Raw genomic sequence first — 16,876 nt, 5'->3', positions numbered from 1 at the left:
AATGGACTACGGCACATTTCGCGGTCTGTATACCCTGCTGTTGATGGCCATCATGATTGGCATCATCGTCTGGGCCTACAGCAAACGCCGCAAGACCTCTTTCGACGAGGCTGCCAATCTGGTTTTTGCCGATGATGAGCAACCCGGTGCTGATAAAAAGAACGCAGGAGCGAAACAATAATGAGCACTCTGTTTAGCATTTTTGTGACTGTCATCAGTCTGGGAACCATCCTCGGCTGCTTCTTGCTGCTGATGTGGTGCCGCAAGGACAAGATGGGTGTTGAAGAAGGCAAATCGATGGGGCACTCCTTCGATGGCATCGAGGAGATCAACAACCCGCTGCCGAAGTGGTGGACTTACATGTTCCTCTTCTTCATCGTCACCGGTCTGGTCTATCTGATCGCCTTCCCGGGGCTTGGCAACTTTAAAGGCCTGTTGGGCTGGCAAAGTTCCAACCAGGACGTGCGCTCGCTGGCCGAGTCCAAGGCTGCAACCGAATCGGCCAAGGCCGAAGGTCGCGCGGTGGAGTATGACCGCGAGGTCGCCAAGGCTGACGAGATCTACGGCGCCAAGTTCCGTGAACTCACCTACGAAGCGGATGGCAAAACCTATCGTGCCATTACCGAGATCGCCAAGGATCCGGAAGCCCTGAAAGTGGGTCAGCGTCTGTTCCTGCAGAACTGCTCCCAGTGCCACGGCTCTGACGCCCGCGGTGGTCGCGGTTTCCCGAACCTGACCGACAGCGAATGGCAATGGGGCGGCCAGCCTGATCAAATCAAGACCACCATCATGGGCGGTCGTCAGGGGATCATGGCTGCCTGGGGTGAAATCCTCGGCAAAGATGGCGTTCAGGAAGTGGCCTCCTATGTGCTGAGCCTCTCCGGTCGCAAGGTCGACCTGGTGGAAGCGAAGAAAGGTGAAGCACGCTTTGCCATCTGCGCTGCCTGCCACGGGGCCGATGCCAAGGGCGGTGTTGCCGTCGGTGCGCCAGATCTGACCAACAACACCTGGCTCTACGGTGGCTCCCGCGAAGTGGTGGTACAAACCATCACCCACGGTCGTCACGGCGTGATGCCAGCCTGGAAAGATATTCTGGGTGAGGACAAGGTTCACCTGCTGGCCTCCTACGTTTACAGCCTGTCTCATCAACAGTCTGCCAAATAAGGTTCGCCCGTAACGTTGTAACATGTGATAAACACGTGATTACACAGCAAAAAGCCTCGACTCCTCGAGGCTTTTTGTTATCTTGTGTTGCGTAAAAACAATCTTCCACGTTAATCATTCGTTTCATGGCAGTAGCAATCATGACCCAACCTCTATCCAAACCGTGGTATCGCCAATTCTGGCCCTGGTTTATCATCGCCCTCCCCACTGCCGCCGTTGTCGGCAGCATCGCCACCGCCATCATCGCCAGCAAGGATGGGGTCAATCTGGTGGCCGAGGACTATTACAAACAAGGGAAAGAGATCAATCAGGACTTGAGCAAGTTTGACCGCTCCGAAGCCCTCAATATCCGCTTTGGGCTGGAAGTTGACGGCAACGAGCTGACCCTCAAACCCATCAGCGGTGACATTCCTGCCGGGCAAGCTCTCTATCTCTCATTGTTCCACCCGACCTTGGCCGGTCAGGACAGCGAACACATGATCACCGCCGATGCGAGCGGCACCTATCGCCTCCATTTCGACAAGCCGCTGGTCGGCAAGTGGCACATTCGGGTCGATGCCTTTGACCACGAGTGGCGATTGCAAGAGACCGTCCAGCTGCCCACCCTGGCCCCTGTCGAACTCGACCCGAAAGGACGCTAAGCCATGACCGGCTGTTTTCACTGTGGCGAGCCGGTACCCGCTAATAGTGGCTATTCCCTCGAGATAAAGGGGATTGTTCGCCCCATGTGCTGCCCCGGTTGTCAGGCGGTGGCAGAAACCATCATGGAGTGCGGCCTCGCCAGTTACTACGATCACCGCACCGCTCCCGGCACCAAGGGCGATCTGGTGCCCGAGGAGCTGGCCGCCCTCACCCACTACGATCTGGCAGAAGTGCAACAGGAGTTTGTCACCGACAGTGGTACCCTTCGCGAAATCCAGCTGACAGTTGAAGGGCTCACCTGCGCCGCCTGTGCCTGGCTTATCGAGCGCCACCTGATGACCCTTGGCGGCCTGCACTACATCAACGTCAACACCACCACCCACCGGGCCCGTATCAAGTGGGATCCAGACCAGCTCTCCCTGAGTGACATCCTCAAGGGATTTGCCCAGATCGGCTATCGCGCCTATCCGTTCCAGACCCATCAACAGGAGGCGCTCTACGCCAAAGAGGTGCGCAGCTATATGTTCCGGCTGGCACTGGCAGGGCTGGGCTCAATGCAGGTGATGATGTGCGCCGTGGCCCTCTACATGGATCTCTTCATCAGCGTTGAAGATGAGTTCATGGTCTACTTCAAGTGGATAAGCCTGTTACTTTCCACCCCCATCATGATCTATTCGGCCCAGCCCTTTTACGTGGGCGCCTGGCGCAGCCTGAAACAGGGTCACCTGTCGATGGATGTGTCGGTGTCGCTGGCGCTGATCGGGGCTTTTATCGCCTCCATGTGGGCCACTGTGTTCAATACCGGTGAGGTCTATTACGACTCCATCACCATGTTCGTCTTCTTCCTGCTGCTGGGGCGCTTTCTCGAGTTGCGGGCCCGGCGCAAGGCGTCGGAATCAAGCTCCAATCTGGCGCGACTGGTGCCCATCATGGCGACCCGCATCGATGATGAAGGGGAACATGAGGTAGCGGCCAAGACCTTGCAGGTCGGCGATCGGGTACGGGTGCTTGCTGGCGCCACCTTACCGGCGGACGGCATCATTGTCGAAGGGCAAGCCAGCCTCAACGAATCCATGCTGACCGGTGAACAGCTGCCCCTGCTCAAACAGCCTGGCGATCAGGTCTATGCCGGCACCATCAACACGGATGCTCCGCTGCAGATCCGGGTCAGCCACCGTATTGAAGAGTCGCGGATCGCCCAGATCATGCGGCTGCAGGATCACGCTCTCGATGATAAACCGGCCATCGCCCAGATGGCGGATCAGCTGTCGCGCCACTTTATTCTGGTGCTGCTGATCATTGCCGCCGCCGTCTGGACCTTCTGGCACTTCCATCAACCGGCTCAGGCGTTCTGGGTCACCCTCGCCGTACTGGTTGCCACCTGCCCCTGTGCCCTGTCGCTGGCCACCCCGACGGCGCTAACCTCGGCCACCGCCAATCTGACCCGCAACGGCATTCTGCTGCGCCGTGGTCATGTGCTGGACGTGCTGACCAAGGCAAACCGGATCGTGATGGACAAGACTGGCACCCTGACCACAGGTGAGATCAGTCTGACAGGCACCACCACCTTGGCAGAGATGGACGAGACGCACTGCCTCGCCATCGCCCGGGCTATGGAGGCGCAATCCGAGCACCCCATAGCTCGCGCCTTCCGGTTACCTGCCGACAGCATCGCCATGCTGCCATCCGCCCGCGAGATCACCCCGGTCATCGGTCACGGCATCACGGCGCTGGTAGAGGGTGTACGCTACCGCATCGGCAGTGCCCGCTGGCTTGGGCTGGATCCGGCGCAAGAGCGCGGCCGCGGTCTGGCTATCTATCTGGCCGACGAGCAGCAGGTCTTGGCCCGCTTCAATCTGGAAGATACCCTGCGCCCCGATGCCAGGGCGCTGATCGCGGCATTCAAGGCGGCAGGTCTGCAAACTACCGTGCTGACTGGTGACAGCTCTCTGCAAGCAGACGAGATTGCCCGGGAACTGGGGGTGGATGAGCTGGTCAAGGGGGTCTCACCCGATGGCAAGCTGGCCTACCTCAAGGCCCGGGAAGCCCAGGGGGATATCAGCATCATGGTGGGCGATGGCATCAACGACGCCCCGGTACTGGCCGGAGCTCACGCCTCGTTTGCCATGGCCGGTGGCACCGATCTTGCGAAAAACAGCGCCGATGCCATCTTGCTGGCCGATGACTTGTGCCGACTGCTCGAAGCCAGAGTGCTGGCAATGCGTACCCGCAAGATCATCATCGAGAACTTCGCCTGGTCCATCGGTTACAACCTGCTGGTGCTGCCGCTGGCGGCCTGCGGCTGGCTGCCCCCCTATCTGGCGGCGGCGGGCATGTCGCTCAGCTCACTCATCGTGGTAACCAACTCCATGCGCCTCAACCGATGAGGCTGGTGGCGGAAAATAGCTGAAAATGTGGCCTGCCTCCGATGCAGGCCACATTTCTAATTGATACCGGCTGGCCCTCTGCCCGAACAGGGTTACCATAGGGGACGCTTGCCAAGGATGAACGCCAAGGTACCTCTCATGAATATAATTTTTGTTCTGATCCCCATCGCCATCCTGTTTGTGATCATCGCCGGGGTCGTCTTCTTCTGGGCCATTCGCTCCGAGCAGTTTGAAGATCTCGACCGGCAGGGTTCCAACATCCTGTTTGACGAAGATCAACCTGCCCACAAACCCGTAAAGCCTGCTGACCATGACCCACAACCTTGATCTGCTGGGGGCCCTGCTGGTCGGACTGGCAGGCTCCGCCCACTGCTTCGGCATGTGCGGTGGCGTCTCCGCCGCGCTCTCCATGGCGATCCCCGCCAACAAACAGCACTTCTGGGGGCGGCTCGCCTATCTGCTCAACTACAACCTCGGCCGGATCCTGAGCTATGTGATTGCAGGTGCACTGGTGGGCGGCCTGCTCGCCACCACCAGTGAGCTGGGCGCTGGCAAACACGCTATTGCCGGCTTGCGTCTCGTGGCAGCGCTATTGATGATTGCGCTTGGTCTCTATCTGGCGGGCTGGTGGCAAGGGATCTTGCTGCTGGAGCGGCTCGGCGCAAGACTTTGGCCCCGAATCAAACCGTTGGCGGGCAAGTTTCTCCCCTTCACCTCACCTGTGCAGGCACTGCCCTTTGGCATGGTGTGGGGTTGGCTGCCCTGCGGGCTGGTCTACTCCATGCTGACCTGGAGCGCAGCGGCCGGTTCGGCCAGTGGCGGGGCGCTAATCATGCTATTTTTTGGCCTCGGCACCCTGCCCACCCTGTTTGCGTTGGGCGGGCTCGCCGATCGCCTGAGATACTGGCTCACCCTGCGCAGTTTGCGCCTTGGCGGTGCCCTGCTGCTCATTTTGTTCGGGGTGCATACCTTCTGGATTGGCATTGCTTCCTTTTGAAACCCTATCCAAAACGGATGAGTTGATGGTAAACTTGTTTGATATAAATCAATTATTCGTATGAGCCTATGATCCCGGAAAAGAAACCTGGCAGACGTATCCAGAGCGGTGGCTGTGCAATTCATTGCCAGGATTGCAGCATCAGTCAGCTCTGTATTCCCTTCACTCTGAACGACAACGAGCTTGATCAGCTGGACAGCATCATCGAGCGCAAGAAGCCGATCCAGAAGGGTGAAGAGCTGTTTAAGGCTGGCGATGAGTTCAAATCGCTCTATGCCATCCGTTCCGGGACCATCAAGTCTTACACCATCACCGAGCAAGGGGATGAGCAGATCACTGCGTTCCACCTCGCTGGCGATCTGGTCGGTTTTGATGCCATCAACAAGCAGGCCCACCCCTCCTTTGCCCAAGCGCTGGAAACGGCCATGGTGTGCGAGATCCCGTTTGAAGTGCTGGACGATCTCTCCGGCAAGATGCCCAAACTGCGCCAGCAGATCATGCGTCTGATGAGCAGCGAAATCATGGGCGATCAGGAGATGATCCTGCTGCTCTCCAAGAAAAATGCCGAAGAGCGCCTCGCCGCCTTCCTGCATAATCTGTCGGTACGCTTCTCCGAGCGCGGTTTCTCCGCCAAGGAGTTCCGTCTCTCCATGACCCGTGGTGACATTGGCAACTATCTGGGGCTGACCGTTGAGACCATCAGTCGTCTGCTCGGCCGCTTCCAGAAGTCCGGTCTCATCAGCGTCAAAGGCAAATACATTACCGTGCTGGATCAGGTCGCGCTAGGCATGATGGCCGGTGCTACTCGCCCGCCCTGCGGCTGATTTTTCCGCTTACCCTCTCGCTTTTCTCCTGCTTTCCCTGCCGGATCCTTTCCTCTGGAATGTGATCCGGTACGTTCCTCATACCCTCCTCCTGCGCTAAGCTGTAATGGCTAAGATTCTGCTGTCATTGGACTTTTCCAAGGAGGAGAAGATGGTCAAATATCAGAATATTCTGGTGGTTATCAATCCAGAAGAGGAGCGTCAAATCGCCCTCGAACGGGCAGTCAAAGTCGCCGAGCTGGACGAAAACGCCCATCTGACCCTGCTGCTCACCATCTATGACTTCTCGTATGAAATGACTGCCATGCTCTCGGTGGACGAGCGGCAAGAGATGCGCGACGGCGTCATTTCACAGCGACGTGAGTGGCTGGACGAGATCCTGACCCCCTATCGGGCACAGGGGATCGAATGCGAGGTGAAAGTAGTCTGGCACAATCGCCCCTTCGAGTGCGTCATTCAGGAAGTGCTGGAGCAGCGCCACGATCTGGTGGTCAAAGCCACTCATCATCACAGCTTCCTGCAAACCTTCATCTTTACCCCCACCGACTGGCACCTGCTGCGCAAATGCCCCTGTCCCGTGCTGCTGGTCAAGGAGGGTCACTGGCAACGGGGCGGCAACATCATCGCCGCCATCAACTGCTCAAGCGACGATCCGGATCAGAAACTGCTCAACGAACGGATCACCCAGGAGGGAAGCGACATCGCCGAGCTGCTGGGCTCCAACCTCTATCTGGTCAACACCTACCCGGGCACCCCGGTCAACGTGGCCATCGAGCTGCCGGAGTTTGATCCCAACGCCTACAACGAGGCGATCCGCAAACACCACGAAAGCCTGCTGCTAAGCCATGCCGACAAGTTCGGGATCGGTCATCTCTGGACCCGGGTAGCAGAGGGGCTACCGGAAGAGGTGTTGCCGGATATGGCCGAAGAGCTCAAGGCGACATTGATGATCATGGGCTGCGTCGGGCGTACCGGGCTTTCTGCAGCTTTGCTCGGCAATACCGCCGAACATGTGATTGACCGCCTCTCTTGCGACATCCTGATCCTCAAACCGGCGGACTACAGCTGCCCGGTCGACAGCCGTCGCAATCAATCATAAGGTGCCTGGCACCTTGCCCTCCCCCGGGACATGGCTATAATAACGCGCTTATTTGTGTCCCGGGTTTTACGAGCATGCTAGAAGAGCTGAACGCCAAAGAAAAATACAGTTTTAACAAACTGCAGAAGCGCCTGCGGCGCAACGTGGGTCAGGCCATTGCCGACTTCAACATGATTGAAGAGGGCGACAAGGTCATGGTCTGCCTCTCCGGCGGCAAGGACAGCTTCGGTATGCTCGACATACTGATGAGCCTCAAAGCCAGCGCCCCCATCCATTTCGATCTGGTTGCCGTCAACCTGGATCAGAAGCAGCCCGGTTTCCCCGAGCATGTGCTGCCCGAGTATCTGGATTCCCTCGGCATCGAGTACAAGATCGTCGAGGAAGATACCTACTCCATCGTCAAGGAGAAGGTACCGGAAGGCAAAACCACCTGCTCCCTCTGCTCACGGCTGCGCCGCGGTATTCTCTACCGCACCGCCCAGGAGCTGGGTTGTACCAAGATTGCCCTTGGCCACCACCGCGACGACATCCTCGAGACCCTGTTCCTCAACATGTTCTACGGTGGCAAGCTCAAGTCCATGCCGCCCAAGCTGGTGAGCGACGATGGCAAGAACGTGGTGATCCGCCCGCTGGCCTACTGCAAAGAGAAGGATCTGATCCGCTACGCAGACGTCAAAGCCTTCCCCATCATTCCGTGCAACCTGTGCGGCTCGCAGGAGAACCTGCAGCGTCAGGCCATCAAGCAGATGATGCAGGATTGGGATCGCCGCTTCCCCGGTCGTATCGAAACCATGTTCACCGCCATTCAGGACGTGATCCCGAGCCACCTGCTCGACCACAAGCTGTTTGACTTCAAGAGCATCAACCGCGACTCCGGCATCATCGATGGTGGCGACAAGGCGTTTGATCCGCCCGAGATGCCAAAGGCGCCGCTGCTGGATATCGACGAGATGGACATGCTGGATGTGATTGAAGTGCGCTAAGCCGCGCTCACAAGGCAAACGCCACGCAATAAAAAAGGAGCGATAATCGCTCCTTTTTTGCTTTCTTGACCTGCCTGTTACCAACGTGACAGCACCATCGGCATCAGCCTTTGTGCAGCCAGGGGGTCAGTCGCAGCACGTCACCCTGCAGGCGCAGTTGCCCGGCGGCGAACGCGGCCAGTTGCTCATTGCTAAGCAACAGATGGCCTTCCTCCCAGGGCAGCGCCTCCTGACGGGCGCCATCAATCAGATAGGCGGTGCCGATCTGCTGCACCAGGGTAATGCGCACCCCTTCCATCTTCGGCAGGAAGTGCTTGCCGACCATGCCCGCCATCTTGTCGAGCAACGATTGCATCTGCTGCTGACGGGCCGCCAGCTCGGCCAGCGGCAGCTCGGGCCCGTTCGGTGCGTCGGCCATCACCTGTACCGTCATATCGCAAGTGGCGTGCTCTTCTTTAAGGCCGACGGTCACGATCCCCTTGTCGAGGTTGAGATCCTCGTCAAAAGGTAGGCGCAGTTCGCTATCGACCGTTACCTCGCCCGCCACTTCCTTGCTGTCGGTTGCAACTCGGGCAAAGGTGAGGCCGCAGCGCTGACCATTTTGCGGATCGGTCAGATAAAACCCCAGTCTGGCGTGACCAAACTCCCCTTTGGCAAAGGTCTTCATCTGGCTGTAGAAGGTGCTGTATTGCAGATCCAGCACCGGCTCAGCCAGCGCCAGCCCAGGCAGCAAGAGCGTGGCTAGCAGACTCTGGCGCAAAACCTTGGTCACTCCATATCGACGGGTCATTCAACGTCCTTTTGCATCATGCATTGAAATGGTTGGGGCCTTCTGTCACCTCGTTAACCTCTACCCCCACCCCGCAGAGATCCCGATAGAGGATCCCCTTGCAGTTGAAATAGAGCGGTGCCACCCAGATAAGCCCCAACCCCATGGGGATCAGAGCCAGGAAGAAGAGCGCGGTCATCACGCCGTGGAACAGCACAATGCTGGGCCAGCCGCGCGCAAAGAGCTTGAGAGAGACCAGAATGGCCTGGGGCGGCGTCAGGCCACGCTCCAGCACCAGCGGGACGGTAAAGAGCAGCCCCATGCCGATCAGGGCCGAGGGAATGAATGAGAGTACGGCGGGCAATCCCAGCAGATCGAATAGCGGGCCAAACAGGCTGGTGAGCAGACTGCCAAGCAGGCTCAACATGCCGAGGCGTACAAAGTGGCGGAAGAAGTCGAACACCTGGTTGGCCCGGGCACGCACCCCGACCGACTGCTGCAACCCCAGCATATCGAGGGAGCTGGTCATGGGGGCCATTACCACCGTCATCAGCAAGCTCAGCACCATGGCCACATTCATCTGGCTGTCATCCCCCAGATAGGGCAACAACAGCACATTACTGAGCAGGATCCAGATCGCCGTCACCCCGACAATCGCCAGCAGCAGGCCAAATCCGGTACGGCGGGTCTGTTGCCATCCCTCCTGGATGACCCCTTTCAGATCAAGGCGGTAGCCCTGGTTCAGAGACTGCTCAAGGGAGCCGCCAATACGCATTTTATTACTCAATTGACTATCCAATATCGAAAACGACCAAATCAGGTGGCACATTATAGCGATTTGGTCTGCTATTCGTAGCCGTTTTTCCTGCGCACTTGCGGCTAATTCGGGCCAAAAAGCCTTTAATTTCATGTGTCGGCTGCATAGAATGCGGCCCTCTTTCAACACGATGGCCACTGGCTGGGGTGAGACTGGCGGATGATGAACAATCCACAGGTAATTGTCGCGCTGAACAAGATCAGCAAAAAATACGATGGCAAGGTGATCCTGAGTGACCTTGACCTTGAAATCTATGACGGTGAATTTCTTACCCTGCTGGGCCCCTCCGGCTGTGGCAAGACCACCCTGCTGCGCCTGCTGGCCGGGCTCGAATCGGTCGACGGTGGCACCATCCATCTGGCCGGTGACGAGATCACCCATATCCCCGCCGAACACAGGCACATCAACACCGTGTTCCAGAGCTATGCGCTCTTCCCCCATATGACGGTGTTTGAAAACGTCGCCTTTGGCCTCGAGATGCAGAAAGTACCTGCCAGCGAGATCCGCCAGCGGGTCGAGGAGACCCTCGCCATGGTGCAGCTCACCGAGCTGGCCAACCGCCGCCCGGATCAACTCTCCGGCGGGCAGCAGCAACGGGTCGCCATTGCCCGCGCCGTGGTCAACAAGCCCCGCCTGCTGCTGCTCGACGAATCCCTCTCGGCGCTTGACTACAAGCTGCGCAAGCAGATGCAGAGCGAGCTCAAGGCGCTGCAGCGTCGCCTTGGTATCACCTTTGTCTTCGTCACCCATGATCAGGAAGAGGCGCTCACCATGTCTGATCGCATCCTGGTGATGGAGGGGGGCAAGATCATCCAGCGCGGCACCCCGCGCGATATCTACGAATCGCCAGCAAACCTGTTCGTGGCCCGCTTTATCGGCGAGATCAACGTGATGGATGGCAAGCTGATCAGCCAGCGCGAACCCGGTATCTGGCAGTCCGAGGTAGAGGGGCGCGAATGCCTGCTCCATACCGCCTTGCCGTTCCAGCCAGACGAGAAGGTACTGGTGCTGCTGCGCCCGGAAGATCTGCGCATTCTCGATCAGGATGACGATCAGAGTGGTGCGCTGCGGGGCAATATCCGCGAGCGCAACTACAAGGGGGCGACGCTGGATTCGGTGATTGAACTCGAAAGTGGCAAACAGCTGCTTATCTCCGAGTTCTTCGACGAGGATGACCCCGATTTTGACTACCGTCTGGGTCAGGAGGTGGCGATCCACTGGGTCGACAGCTGGGAGGTGGTGCTGCCCTATGAGCCTCACTAATCTGCGGGTAGCGCGCAGCTTTGCCCACAACGGCTTTCGCAACACGGCCATCGCGCTGATCCTGGGCTGGCTGACGCTGTTTGTCTTTCTGCCCAACCTGATGATCATCGGCGTCAGCTTCCTGACCCGTGACGAGTCCGAGCTTATCGCGCCGCTCTTTACCCTGAGCAACTATGGCCGCCTGCTGGACCCCCTCTATTTCGAGGTGCTGCTCCACTCCCTCTGGCTGGCGCTGCTCGCCACCACTATCTGCTTGCTGGTGGGCTACCCCTTTGCCTGGCTGCTGGCTCATCTGCCAGCGCGTATCCGCCCGCTGCTGCTGTTTCTGGTGGTGGTGCCGTTCTGGACCAACTCTCTGATCCGCACCTATGCGCTGAAAGTGCTGCTCGGCACCCGGGGACTGATCAATGGCTGGCTGCTGGATCTGGGGCTTATCGAGCGGCCGCTGCAGATGATGTATACCGAGGTGGCCGTCATCATCGGGCTGGTCTATGTACTGCTCCCCTTTATGGTGCTGCCGCTCTACTCCAGCATCGAGAAGCTGGATGGCCGTTTGCTGGAGGCAGCGCGGGATCTCGGCGCCAACGGCTGGCAGCGGCTGGTGCGGATCATTTTGCCCCTCACCCTGCCCGGCATCATCGCCGGTTGTCTGCTGGTGTTCCTGCCCGCCATGGGGATGTTCTACGTCTCCGACTTGCTGGGGGGCGCCAAGCACCTGCTGATCGGCAACCTGATCAAGACCCAGTTCCTCAACAGCCGTGACTGGCCCTTCGGCGCCGCCATCAGCGTGATGCTGACGGTGCTGATGGCACTGTTGGTCTACTGCTACTGGCGGGCGGGCAAACTGCTCAGCAAGAAGGGGGAGCTGGCATGATGCGCGCACTGAAGGCTCTGTTCCTGCTGCTGGTGTTTGGCTATCTCTATGTACCCATCGGAGTGCTGATCGCCAACTCCTTCAACCTGTCGAAATATGGCATCGACTGGCGCGGCTTTACCCTGGGCTGGTATGAGAAGCTGTTTGCCAGCGCCAGCCTGATGCAGGCGGCCCAGCACTCCCTGACCATCGCCGCCCTCACCGCCACCGCAGCCACCCTGATCGGCACCCTCACCGCCGTGGCGCTGTTTCGCTATCGCTTTCGCGGCAAGCAGTACGTGAGCGGCATGCTGTTCGTGGTGATGATGTCCCCCGATATCGTGATGGCCATCTCCCTGCTGACCCTGTTTGTAGTGACCGGCATTGCGCTCGGCTTCTGGTCGCTACTGATTGCCCACATCACCTTCTGCCTACCGTTCGTGGTGATCACCGTCTACTCGCGGCTGTGTGGCTTCGATGTGCGGATGCTGGAAGCCGCGCGGGATCTGGGGGCTGGCGAGTGGATCATCCTGCGCCGCATCATACTGCCGCTGGCCCTGCCGGCGGTGATGGCGGGCTGGCTGCTCTCCTTTACCCTGTCGCTGGACGACGTGGTGGTGAGCTCCTTTGTGACCGGCCCGGCCTACGAGATCCTGCCGCTCAAGATCTACTCCATGGTCAAGGTGGGGGTCTCCCCCGAGGTCAACGCCCTGGCCACCCTGATGCTGGTCGCCTCCCTCGGGATGGTGCTGCTGGCGCAACTGTTACTGCGTAAACGGCAGGGTTGACCCTGCCCGTTTCGTCCCCGCCATCTTTGGCGAACTCTGTCACGGTGGGCCGCAAGGCCCCATAACCCCAAGGAGTTGTTGATGACAATCCAACACAAGGCCGGCGCCCTGCTGGCAGCCGCCCTCACCCTCACCACCCCGCTGCTGAGCCAGAGCGCTCACGCGGCCGACGACAAGGTGGTCTACTTCTACAACTGGTCGGAATATGTGCCGGACGGCCTGCTGGAGCAGTTCCAGCAAGAGACCGGCATCAAGGTGATCTACTCCACCTACGAATCCAACGAGACCCTCTACGCCAAGCTGAAAACCCATGGCGACGGCTATGACGTGGTGGTGCCCAGCACCTATTTCATCTCGAAAATGGCCAAAGAGGGGATGCTGCAGCCGCTGGATCGCGCCCAGTTGCCCAACTTCAAGCACCTCGACCCTACCCTGCTCAACCACGAGTACGACCCGGACAACCGCTACTCCATCCCCTATATCTGGGGCGCAACCGGCATCGGCACCAACACCGACATCATCGAGCAGCCGGTGACCAGCTGGAAGCAACTCTGGGCACCGGAGTGGAAAGAGAGCCTGCTGCTGATGGACGATGCCCGCGAGGTGTTCCATATCGCGCTGGTGCAGCTGGGCTACAGCCCCAACACCCAGGACAAGGCGCAAATCGCCGAAGCGTTCGAATACCTGAAAAAGCTGATGCCCAACGTCAAGGCGTTCAACTCCGACAACCCGGCCGACCCCTTTATCGCCGGTGAGGTCAATATCGGCATGCTGTGGAACGGCTCGGCCTACGGCGCCCAGCGCGAATATCCCTCCATACAGATGACCTACCCCGAAGAAGGCGCCGTGCTCTGGATGGACAACCTCGCCATCCCGGCCAAGGCCAAGCATGTGAAAGAGGCCCACGCCCTGATCAACTTCCTGATGCGCCCCGATGTGGCCGCCAAGGTGGCCGAGGCGATTGGCTACCCCACGCCGGTCAAGGATGCCATTCCCCTGCTCACCCCGGCGTTTCGCAATAACCCCATGGTCTTCCCGAGCGACGAGATCAAGCGCAAGGGCGAGTTCCAGTCCGATGTAGGGGATGCCTCCCGCCTCTACGAGCAGTACTTCCTGCAGCTTAAAGCCATGGTGGCCAAGGCCGGTTAAGTCGGCGGTTAATCGACCCTCTGACGGGCTTAATGGATAAAGGGGGCAATATTTGCCCCCTTCTCTTTTTAACCACCAGCGCAATTTTTAAGCACAACAGTCATAGACACTGAGAGGCACAGGCGCGCATCGATTAACAGCAAAATATATAGATAGTCATCTTTAAGCCAGACAGACCACAATTTTTGTAAGTGCTCCACTGCAGCCGGCTTCAGAGCAAATTTGTAGGGAAATATGAGGGGGGGCGATGTATTTCTCCATTTAGAAGGGAGGAACTCATAGCGACCCCACTGTGGAGATATAGGCAAAACGGATGTGTTTATGGGGAATAACTGTGCAATTTTATCGAAACAGCTAACGTCCGATTACGATTTGCTAATCTAACTAACAGTCTTTATACCCCCTTTTCATAGGACAAATTATTATTTAGTGGATCGCCATATGCACTCTCTAAAACAGTATTTTGTTCAGCGCTTGACATTTTGTCCTCCATAACGAATTTAAAATTAACTATCGATGGTAGCGGTTTATTATGAACTTTATAGTTACGTCTATATGTGTTTACTTCTCTTTGATTCAGTCGCTTACAAACAACACCACCTTTTAATTTGTTAAGACCAACATCTGGTCGGCATGAAATATTTACACTCCCCAGTTTTAACTCACTCCAATTGCTGTATGCTGAAGATAAAAAATACCCTTGACGATTATGTTGATCTGAAGGGTTAGCTTTCAAATTAGCCTCCAACTCGGAACCTGCCTTCACTATAAAATAGCCAACAGAATCTAACACCCAATTACATCGGCCAGGCAATAAATAGTCTTTTGACACTTTTACACTGAATCTGTTTGATTGATATTTCTTAATGGGGTTATCTATTTGCCATCCCCTGAGTCTAGTATTTGCAGGTATAACACCGAACGCATAAAAAGTTTTGCTGCAAGTAGAGTCAGTTTTATTAGATGCAATGAAAGTACTATGAACAGCTAATTGATAGCCCTTATCAAAAGGAAACTCGCCCTGAATAGTAAACAATTCTGTTGGGGTGGGATTAATCTCTGGCTCAATATAGGGCTCTTTAAGCCACCAGTACCACCCTCCGCCTATCACGGCCAAAGCTACAAAACCCGATATCAGTTTGGTTTTATTTTTGATATTGCTTGAGTTTCCCTTTTCATCATCCATTGATCACCTCTTTATTTTCCTTAACCTACTTCCTACCTTTCCTTAAGACTCTCAATTTCGCTGAGTTTCACTCCCCTTCTCTTAGTAAACAACATGGCTACTGCATATATATTTCCAACTACCTACATGCTGTTTTATAACCGGATTAAAGCATGATAAAACATTACAGCCACCATGAAAGCCGTGGAAAGTTTGTAGAAGAACATGGTATCAAACACAAACGATTGCAGTCATCAAAAAGTTATCTAAAAAGGCCGTTTTCTGTTTGATGATCTAAATGAAGATCAGTCTTGTTAGATAGGATTCATTGTAACGACCCAAAAATTAGAATATCTGATGACGATCATATCGTGCAAGAGCGGGAGAACAACCAAGGACGCTATTGTGCCCCAGTCCTTTCAGTACCAACCGCCCATCCTCAGGTATCAACTATCCCATCAAGTTCAACACCATCTGATTTGCGCCCTTAGCCGAGGAATTTATGAAATGGGCAAACAAACCGATTAATTCTGCGCTTTTTCATCACCTCTAAGGGGTGTAGATTGGTTGAGGGGGCAAACGTTGCCCCCTCTCTTTTTTCATGACCCCTCGAGGTATCACGAAAACACATTTTTCGCCGATATCGCGGGTGGCCTGAGCCAATCAGGAGTATTCATGTCCGATCTGACCCTCTATTTCGCTCCCGGCACCTGTGCCATGGCCGTGCAGATTGCCCTGCTGGAAGCGAATGCCCCGTTCCAACCCCGTCTCGTCAACCTCGCCGCAGGGGAGCAGCGTGATCCTTCGTATCTTGCCATCAACCCCAAAGGGCGGGTGCCTGCCCTTGTCACCGAGCAGGGCATCCTGACCGAGACCCCGGCCCTGCTGCTCTATGTGGCGCAGCGCTTCCCCAATGCCAAGCTGGCGCCGCTGGACAACCCGTTCCTGCTGGCCCGCATGCAGGAGGTCAACAGTTTCCTCGCCTCCACAGTGCATGTCTCCCACGCCCACGGTCGCCGTGGCAGCCGCTGGGCCGATGACGAGCAGGCCATTGCCGCCATGCAGCAGAAAGTCGCCAGCAATATGCGCGATGGCTTTGCCCAGATTGAGCAGCACTATCTGGCCGGTCCCTGGGTACTGGGCGAGCAGTTCAGCGTGGCGGACATCTATCTGTTCGTGGTCGCGGGCTGGCTGAAAAGCGATGGGGTCGAGATCAGTGAATTCCCCAAGGTTGCCGACCATTATCAGCGCATGCTGAGCCGTCCGGCGGTCGCCAAGGCACTGGCCAACTAACCATAAAATCAATAGCTCGATGAATAACAAGGGTGTCAGGGCTCTGCTGACACCCTTCCGGCCTCCTCCCCTGCACTTCTTCTCCCGCCTTTGAGATCGTTTTCACATTTCCGTGGTTTTGCCGTGGCCCTTCCCCGGTAAAAAGCCTATCTTTGCGCCATAACGCAACCGGTTGCGTAACCGGTTGCCTAGCGATTCACAGATTGACGGGCCAAGGCCTGATGAGGTGCTGTATGAAACGAGGCGTACTGCTCAATGCTCCCCTGAGTGCTCTGGTGGCACAGATGGGCCACACCGACGAGATCACCGTCTGCGATGCAGGCTTGCCCATTCCGGCAGGTCCGGAGCGGATCGATCTGGCGCTGATGGCGGGGACCCCCAGCCTTGAAACCGTACTGACCGCCCTGCTTACCGATCTGGTGGTGGAGAAGGTGATCATGGCAAGCGAGATCAAGCAGATCAGCCCCGCCGCCCATCAGGCGCTGGTCGATCAGCTTGAAGCACACGCAGCCGCCCAGGGCAAACCCATCGCCATCGAATACTGCCTGCACGAGGAGTTCAAAACCCGCTCCCGCCAGAGCAAGGCGATCGTGCGCAGCGGCGAGGTGACTCCCTACGCCAACCTGATCCTCTGCGCCGGTGTGGCGTTCTGACATTCTTCAAAGAAGGCCTCTTCAAGGAAG

Annotated in this window: 18 protein-coding genes; 15 read left to right on the top strand and 3 right to left on the bottom strand. The window is 57.2% G+C overall.

Features of this window, described 5'->3' with window-relative positions:
• Position 1: 1 nt before the first annotated feature.
• The 9 genes from AB5Y92_RS08315 (at position 2) to ttcA (ending at position 8,096) form a co-directional block, all read left to right on the top strand.
• The gene (locus AB5Y92_RS08315) at positions 2 to 181 is read left to right on the top strand and encodes a CcoQ/FixQ family Cbb3-type cytochrome c oxidase assembly chaperone (protein WP_005336620.1); all 180 of its coding nucleotides are present in this window, start codon (positions 2 to 4) and stop codon (positions 179 to 181) included.
• Positions 181 to 1,164 (top strand): cytochrome-c oxidase, cbb3-type subunit III, encoded by a 984-nt coding sequence (gene ccoP / locus AB5Y92_RS08310; protein ID WP_019446377.1) that lies wholly within the window; start codon positions 181 to 183, stop codon positions 1,162 to 1,164. Before AB5Y92_RS08315 ends, ccoP begins: the two co-directional genes overlap by 1 nt.
• Positions 1,165 to 1,304: 140 nt before the next feature.
• Positions 1,305 to 1,805: a FixH family protein gene (locus tag AB5Y92_RS08305; protein ID WP_043820362.1), complete on the top strand. Its 501-nt coding sequence runs from the start codon at positions 1,305 to 1,307 to the stop codon at positions 1,803 to 1,805.
• A 3-nt stretch (positions 1,806 to 1,808) separates the two neighbouring features.
• Entirely contained in the window at positions 1,809 to 4,193 is a 2,385-nt protein-coding gene (locus tag AB5Y92_RS08300; protein ID WP_368226439.1) for a heavy metal translocating P-type ATPase, read from the top strand.
• 138 nt (positions 4,194 to 4,331) lie between these two features.
• Complete coding sequence (ccoS, locus tag AB5Y92_RS08295) at positions 4,332 to 4,520, top strand: cbb3-type cytochrome oxidase assembly protein CcoS (RefSeq protein WP_164536845.1); 189 nt, start codon at positions 4,332 to 4,334, stop codon at positions 4,518 to 4,520.
• Positions 4,504 to 5,190 (top strand): sulfite exporter TauE/SafE family protein, encoded by a 687-nt coding sequence (locus AB5Y92_RS08290; protein ID WP_164536846.1) that lies wholly within the window; start codon positions 4,504 to 4,506, stop codon positions 5,188 to 5,190. Before ccoS ends, AB5Y92_RS08290 begins: the two co-directional genes overlap by 17 nt.
• A 68-nt stretch (positions 5,191 to 5,258) precedes the next feature.
• Positions 5,259 to 6,014 (top strand): FNR family transcription factor, encoded by a 756-nt coding sequence (locus tag AB5Y92_RS08285; protein ID WP_005351934.1) that lies wholly within the window; start codon positions 5,259 to 5,261, stop codon positions 6,012 to 6,014.
• 151 nt (positions 6,015 to 6,165) lie between these two features.
• Positions 6,166 to 7,113, top strand: a complete 948-nt coding sequence (gene uspE, locus AB5Y92_RS08280) for a universal stress protein UspE (RefSeq protein WP_005345417.1) — start codon at positions 6,166 to 6,168, stop codon at positions 7,111 to 7,113.
• Between the two features lie 74 nt (positions 7,114 to 7,187).
• A complete protein-coding gene (gene ttcA / locus AB5Y92_RS08275; RefSeq protein WP_005336634.1) occupies positions 7,188 to 8,096 on the top strand; it encodes a tRNA 2-thiocytidine(32) synthetase TtcA in 909 nt (302 codons plus the stop codon).
• Positions 8,097 to 8,199: 103 nt separating this feature from the next.
• Here the strand turns inward: ttcA and AB5Y92_RS08270 are convergent, their stop codons facing one another.
• Together AB5Y92_RS08270 and AB5Y92_RS08265 are read right to left on the bottom strand one after the other, a co-directional pair.
• The gene (locus AB5Y92_RS08270; protein WP_201987491.1) at positions 8,200 to 8,886 is read right to left on the bottom strand and encodes a DUF2987 domain-containing protein; all 687 of its coding nucleotides are present in this window, start codon (positions 8,884 to 8,886) and stop codon (positions 8,200 to 8,202) included.
• A 16-nt stretch (positions 8,887 to 8,902) separates the two neighbouring features.
• Positions 8,903 to 9,640 carry a hypothetical protein gene (locus AB5Y92_RS08265; RefSeq protein WP_005351939.1) on the bottom strand — a complete coding sequence of 246 codons (738 nt, stop codon included), beginning with the start codon at positions 9,638 to 9,640 and terminating at the stop codon, positions 8,903 to 8,905.
• Positions 9,641 to 9,841: 201 nt separating this feature from the next.
• On the opposite strand from AB5Y92_RS08265, the gene potA reads away from it, so the two are divergent.
• The 4 genes from potA (at position 9,842) to AB5Y92_RS08245 (ending at position 13,735) form a co-directional block, all read left to right on the top strand.
• Positions 9,842 to 10,945, top strand: coding sequence for a spermidine/putrescine ABC transporter ATP-binding protein PotA (gene potA / locus AB5Y92_RS08260; RefSeq protein ID WP_368226437.1), 1,104 nt, complete (start codon positions 9,842 to 9,844; stop codon positions 10,943 to 10,945).
• On the top strand, positions 10,932 to 11,819 hold the full coding sequence (gene potB / locus AB5Y92_RS08255) for a spermidine/putrescine ABC transporter permease PotB (protein WP_368226435.1): 888 nt from the start codon (positions 10,932 to 10,934) through the stop codon (positions 11,817 to 11,819). Before potA ends, potB begins: the two co-directional genes overlap by 14 nt.
• Entirely contained in the window at positions 11,816 to 12,586 is a 771-nt protein-coding gene (gene potC, locus AB5Y92_RS08250; RefSeq protein WP_005336644.1) for a spermidine/putrescine ABC transporter permease PotC, read from the top strand. Before potB ends, potC begins: the two co-directional genes overlap by 4 nt.
• 81 nt (positions 12,587 to 12,667) lie before the next feature.
• On the top strand, positions 12,668 to 13,735 hold the full coding sequence (locus AB5Y92_RS08245) for an extracellular solute-binding protein (protein WP_005345409.1): 1,068 nt from the start codon (positions 12,668 to 12,670) through the stop codon (positions 13,733 to 13,735).
• A 394-nt stretch (positions 13,736 to 14,129) separates the two neighbouring features.
• On the opposite strand, the gene AB5Y92_RS08240 is transcribed toward AB5Y92_RS08245, so the two are convergent.
• Positions 14,130 to 14,921, bottom strand: coding sequence for a hypothetical protein (locus AB5Y92_RS08240; RefSeq protein ID WP_368226433.1), 792 nt, complete (start codon positions 14,919 to 14,921; stop codon positions 14,130 to 14,132).
• Positions 14,922 to 15,575: 654 nt separating this feature from the next.
• Between AB5Y92_RS08240 and AB5Y92_RS08235 the strand changes: the two genes are divergently transcribed.
• Together AB5Y92_RS08235 and rbsD are read left to right on the top strand one after the other, a co-directional pair.
• On the top strand, positions 15,576 to 16,193 hold the full coding sequence (locus AB5Y92_RS08235; RefSeq protein ID WP_040065580.1) for a glutathione S-transferase family protein: 618 nt from the start codon (positions 15,576 to 15,578) through the stop codon (positions 16,191 to 16,193).
• A gap of 233 nt (positions 16,194 to 16,426) precedes the next feature.
• On the top strand, positions 16,427 to 16,846 hold the full coding sequence (gene rbsD / locus AB5Y92_RS08230; RefSeq protein ID WP_058052594.1) for a D-ribose pyranase: 420 nt from the start codon (positions 16,427 to 16,429) through the stop codon (positions 16,844 to 16,846).
• Positions 16,847 to 16,876 lie beyond the last annotated feature (30 nt).

This window comes from Aeromonas sp. R1-1 (assembly GCF_040908495.1).
Classification (GTDB): domain Bacteria; phylum Pseudomonadota; class Gammaproteobacteria; order Enterobacterales; family Aeromonadaceae; genus Aeromonas; species Aeromonas veronii.
Note: the sequence above shows the minus strand (reverse complement) of the source record. Positions and strands in the feature narration are given on the sequence as shown.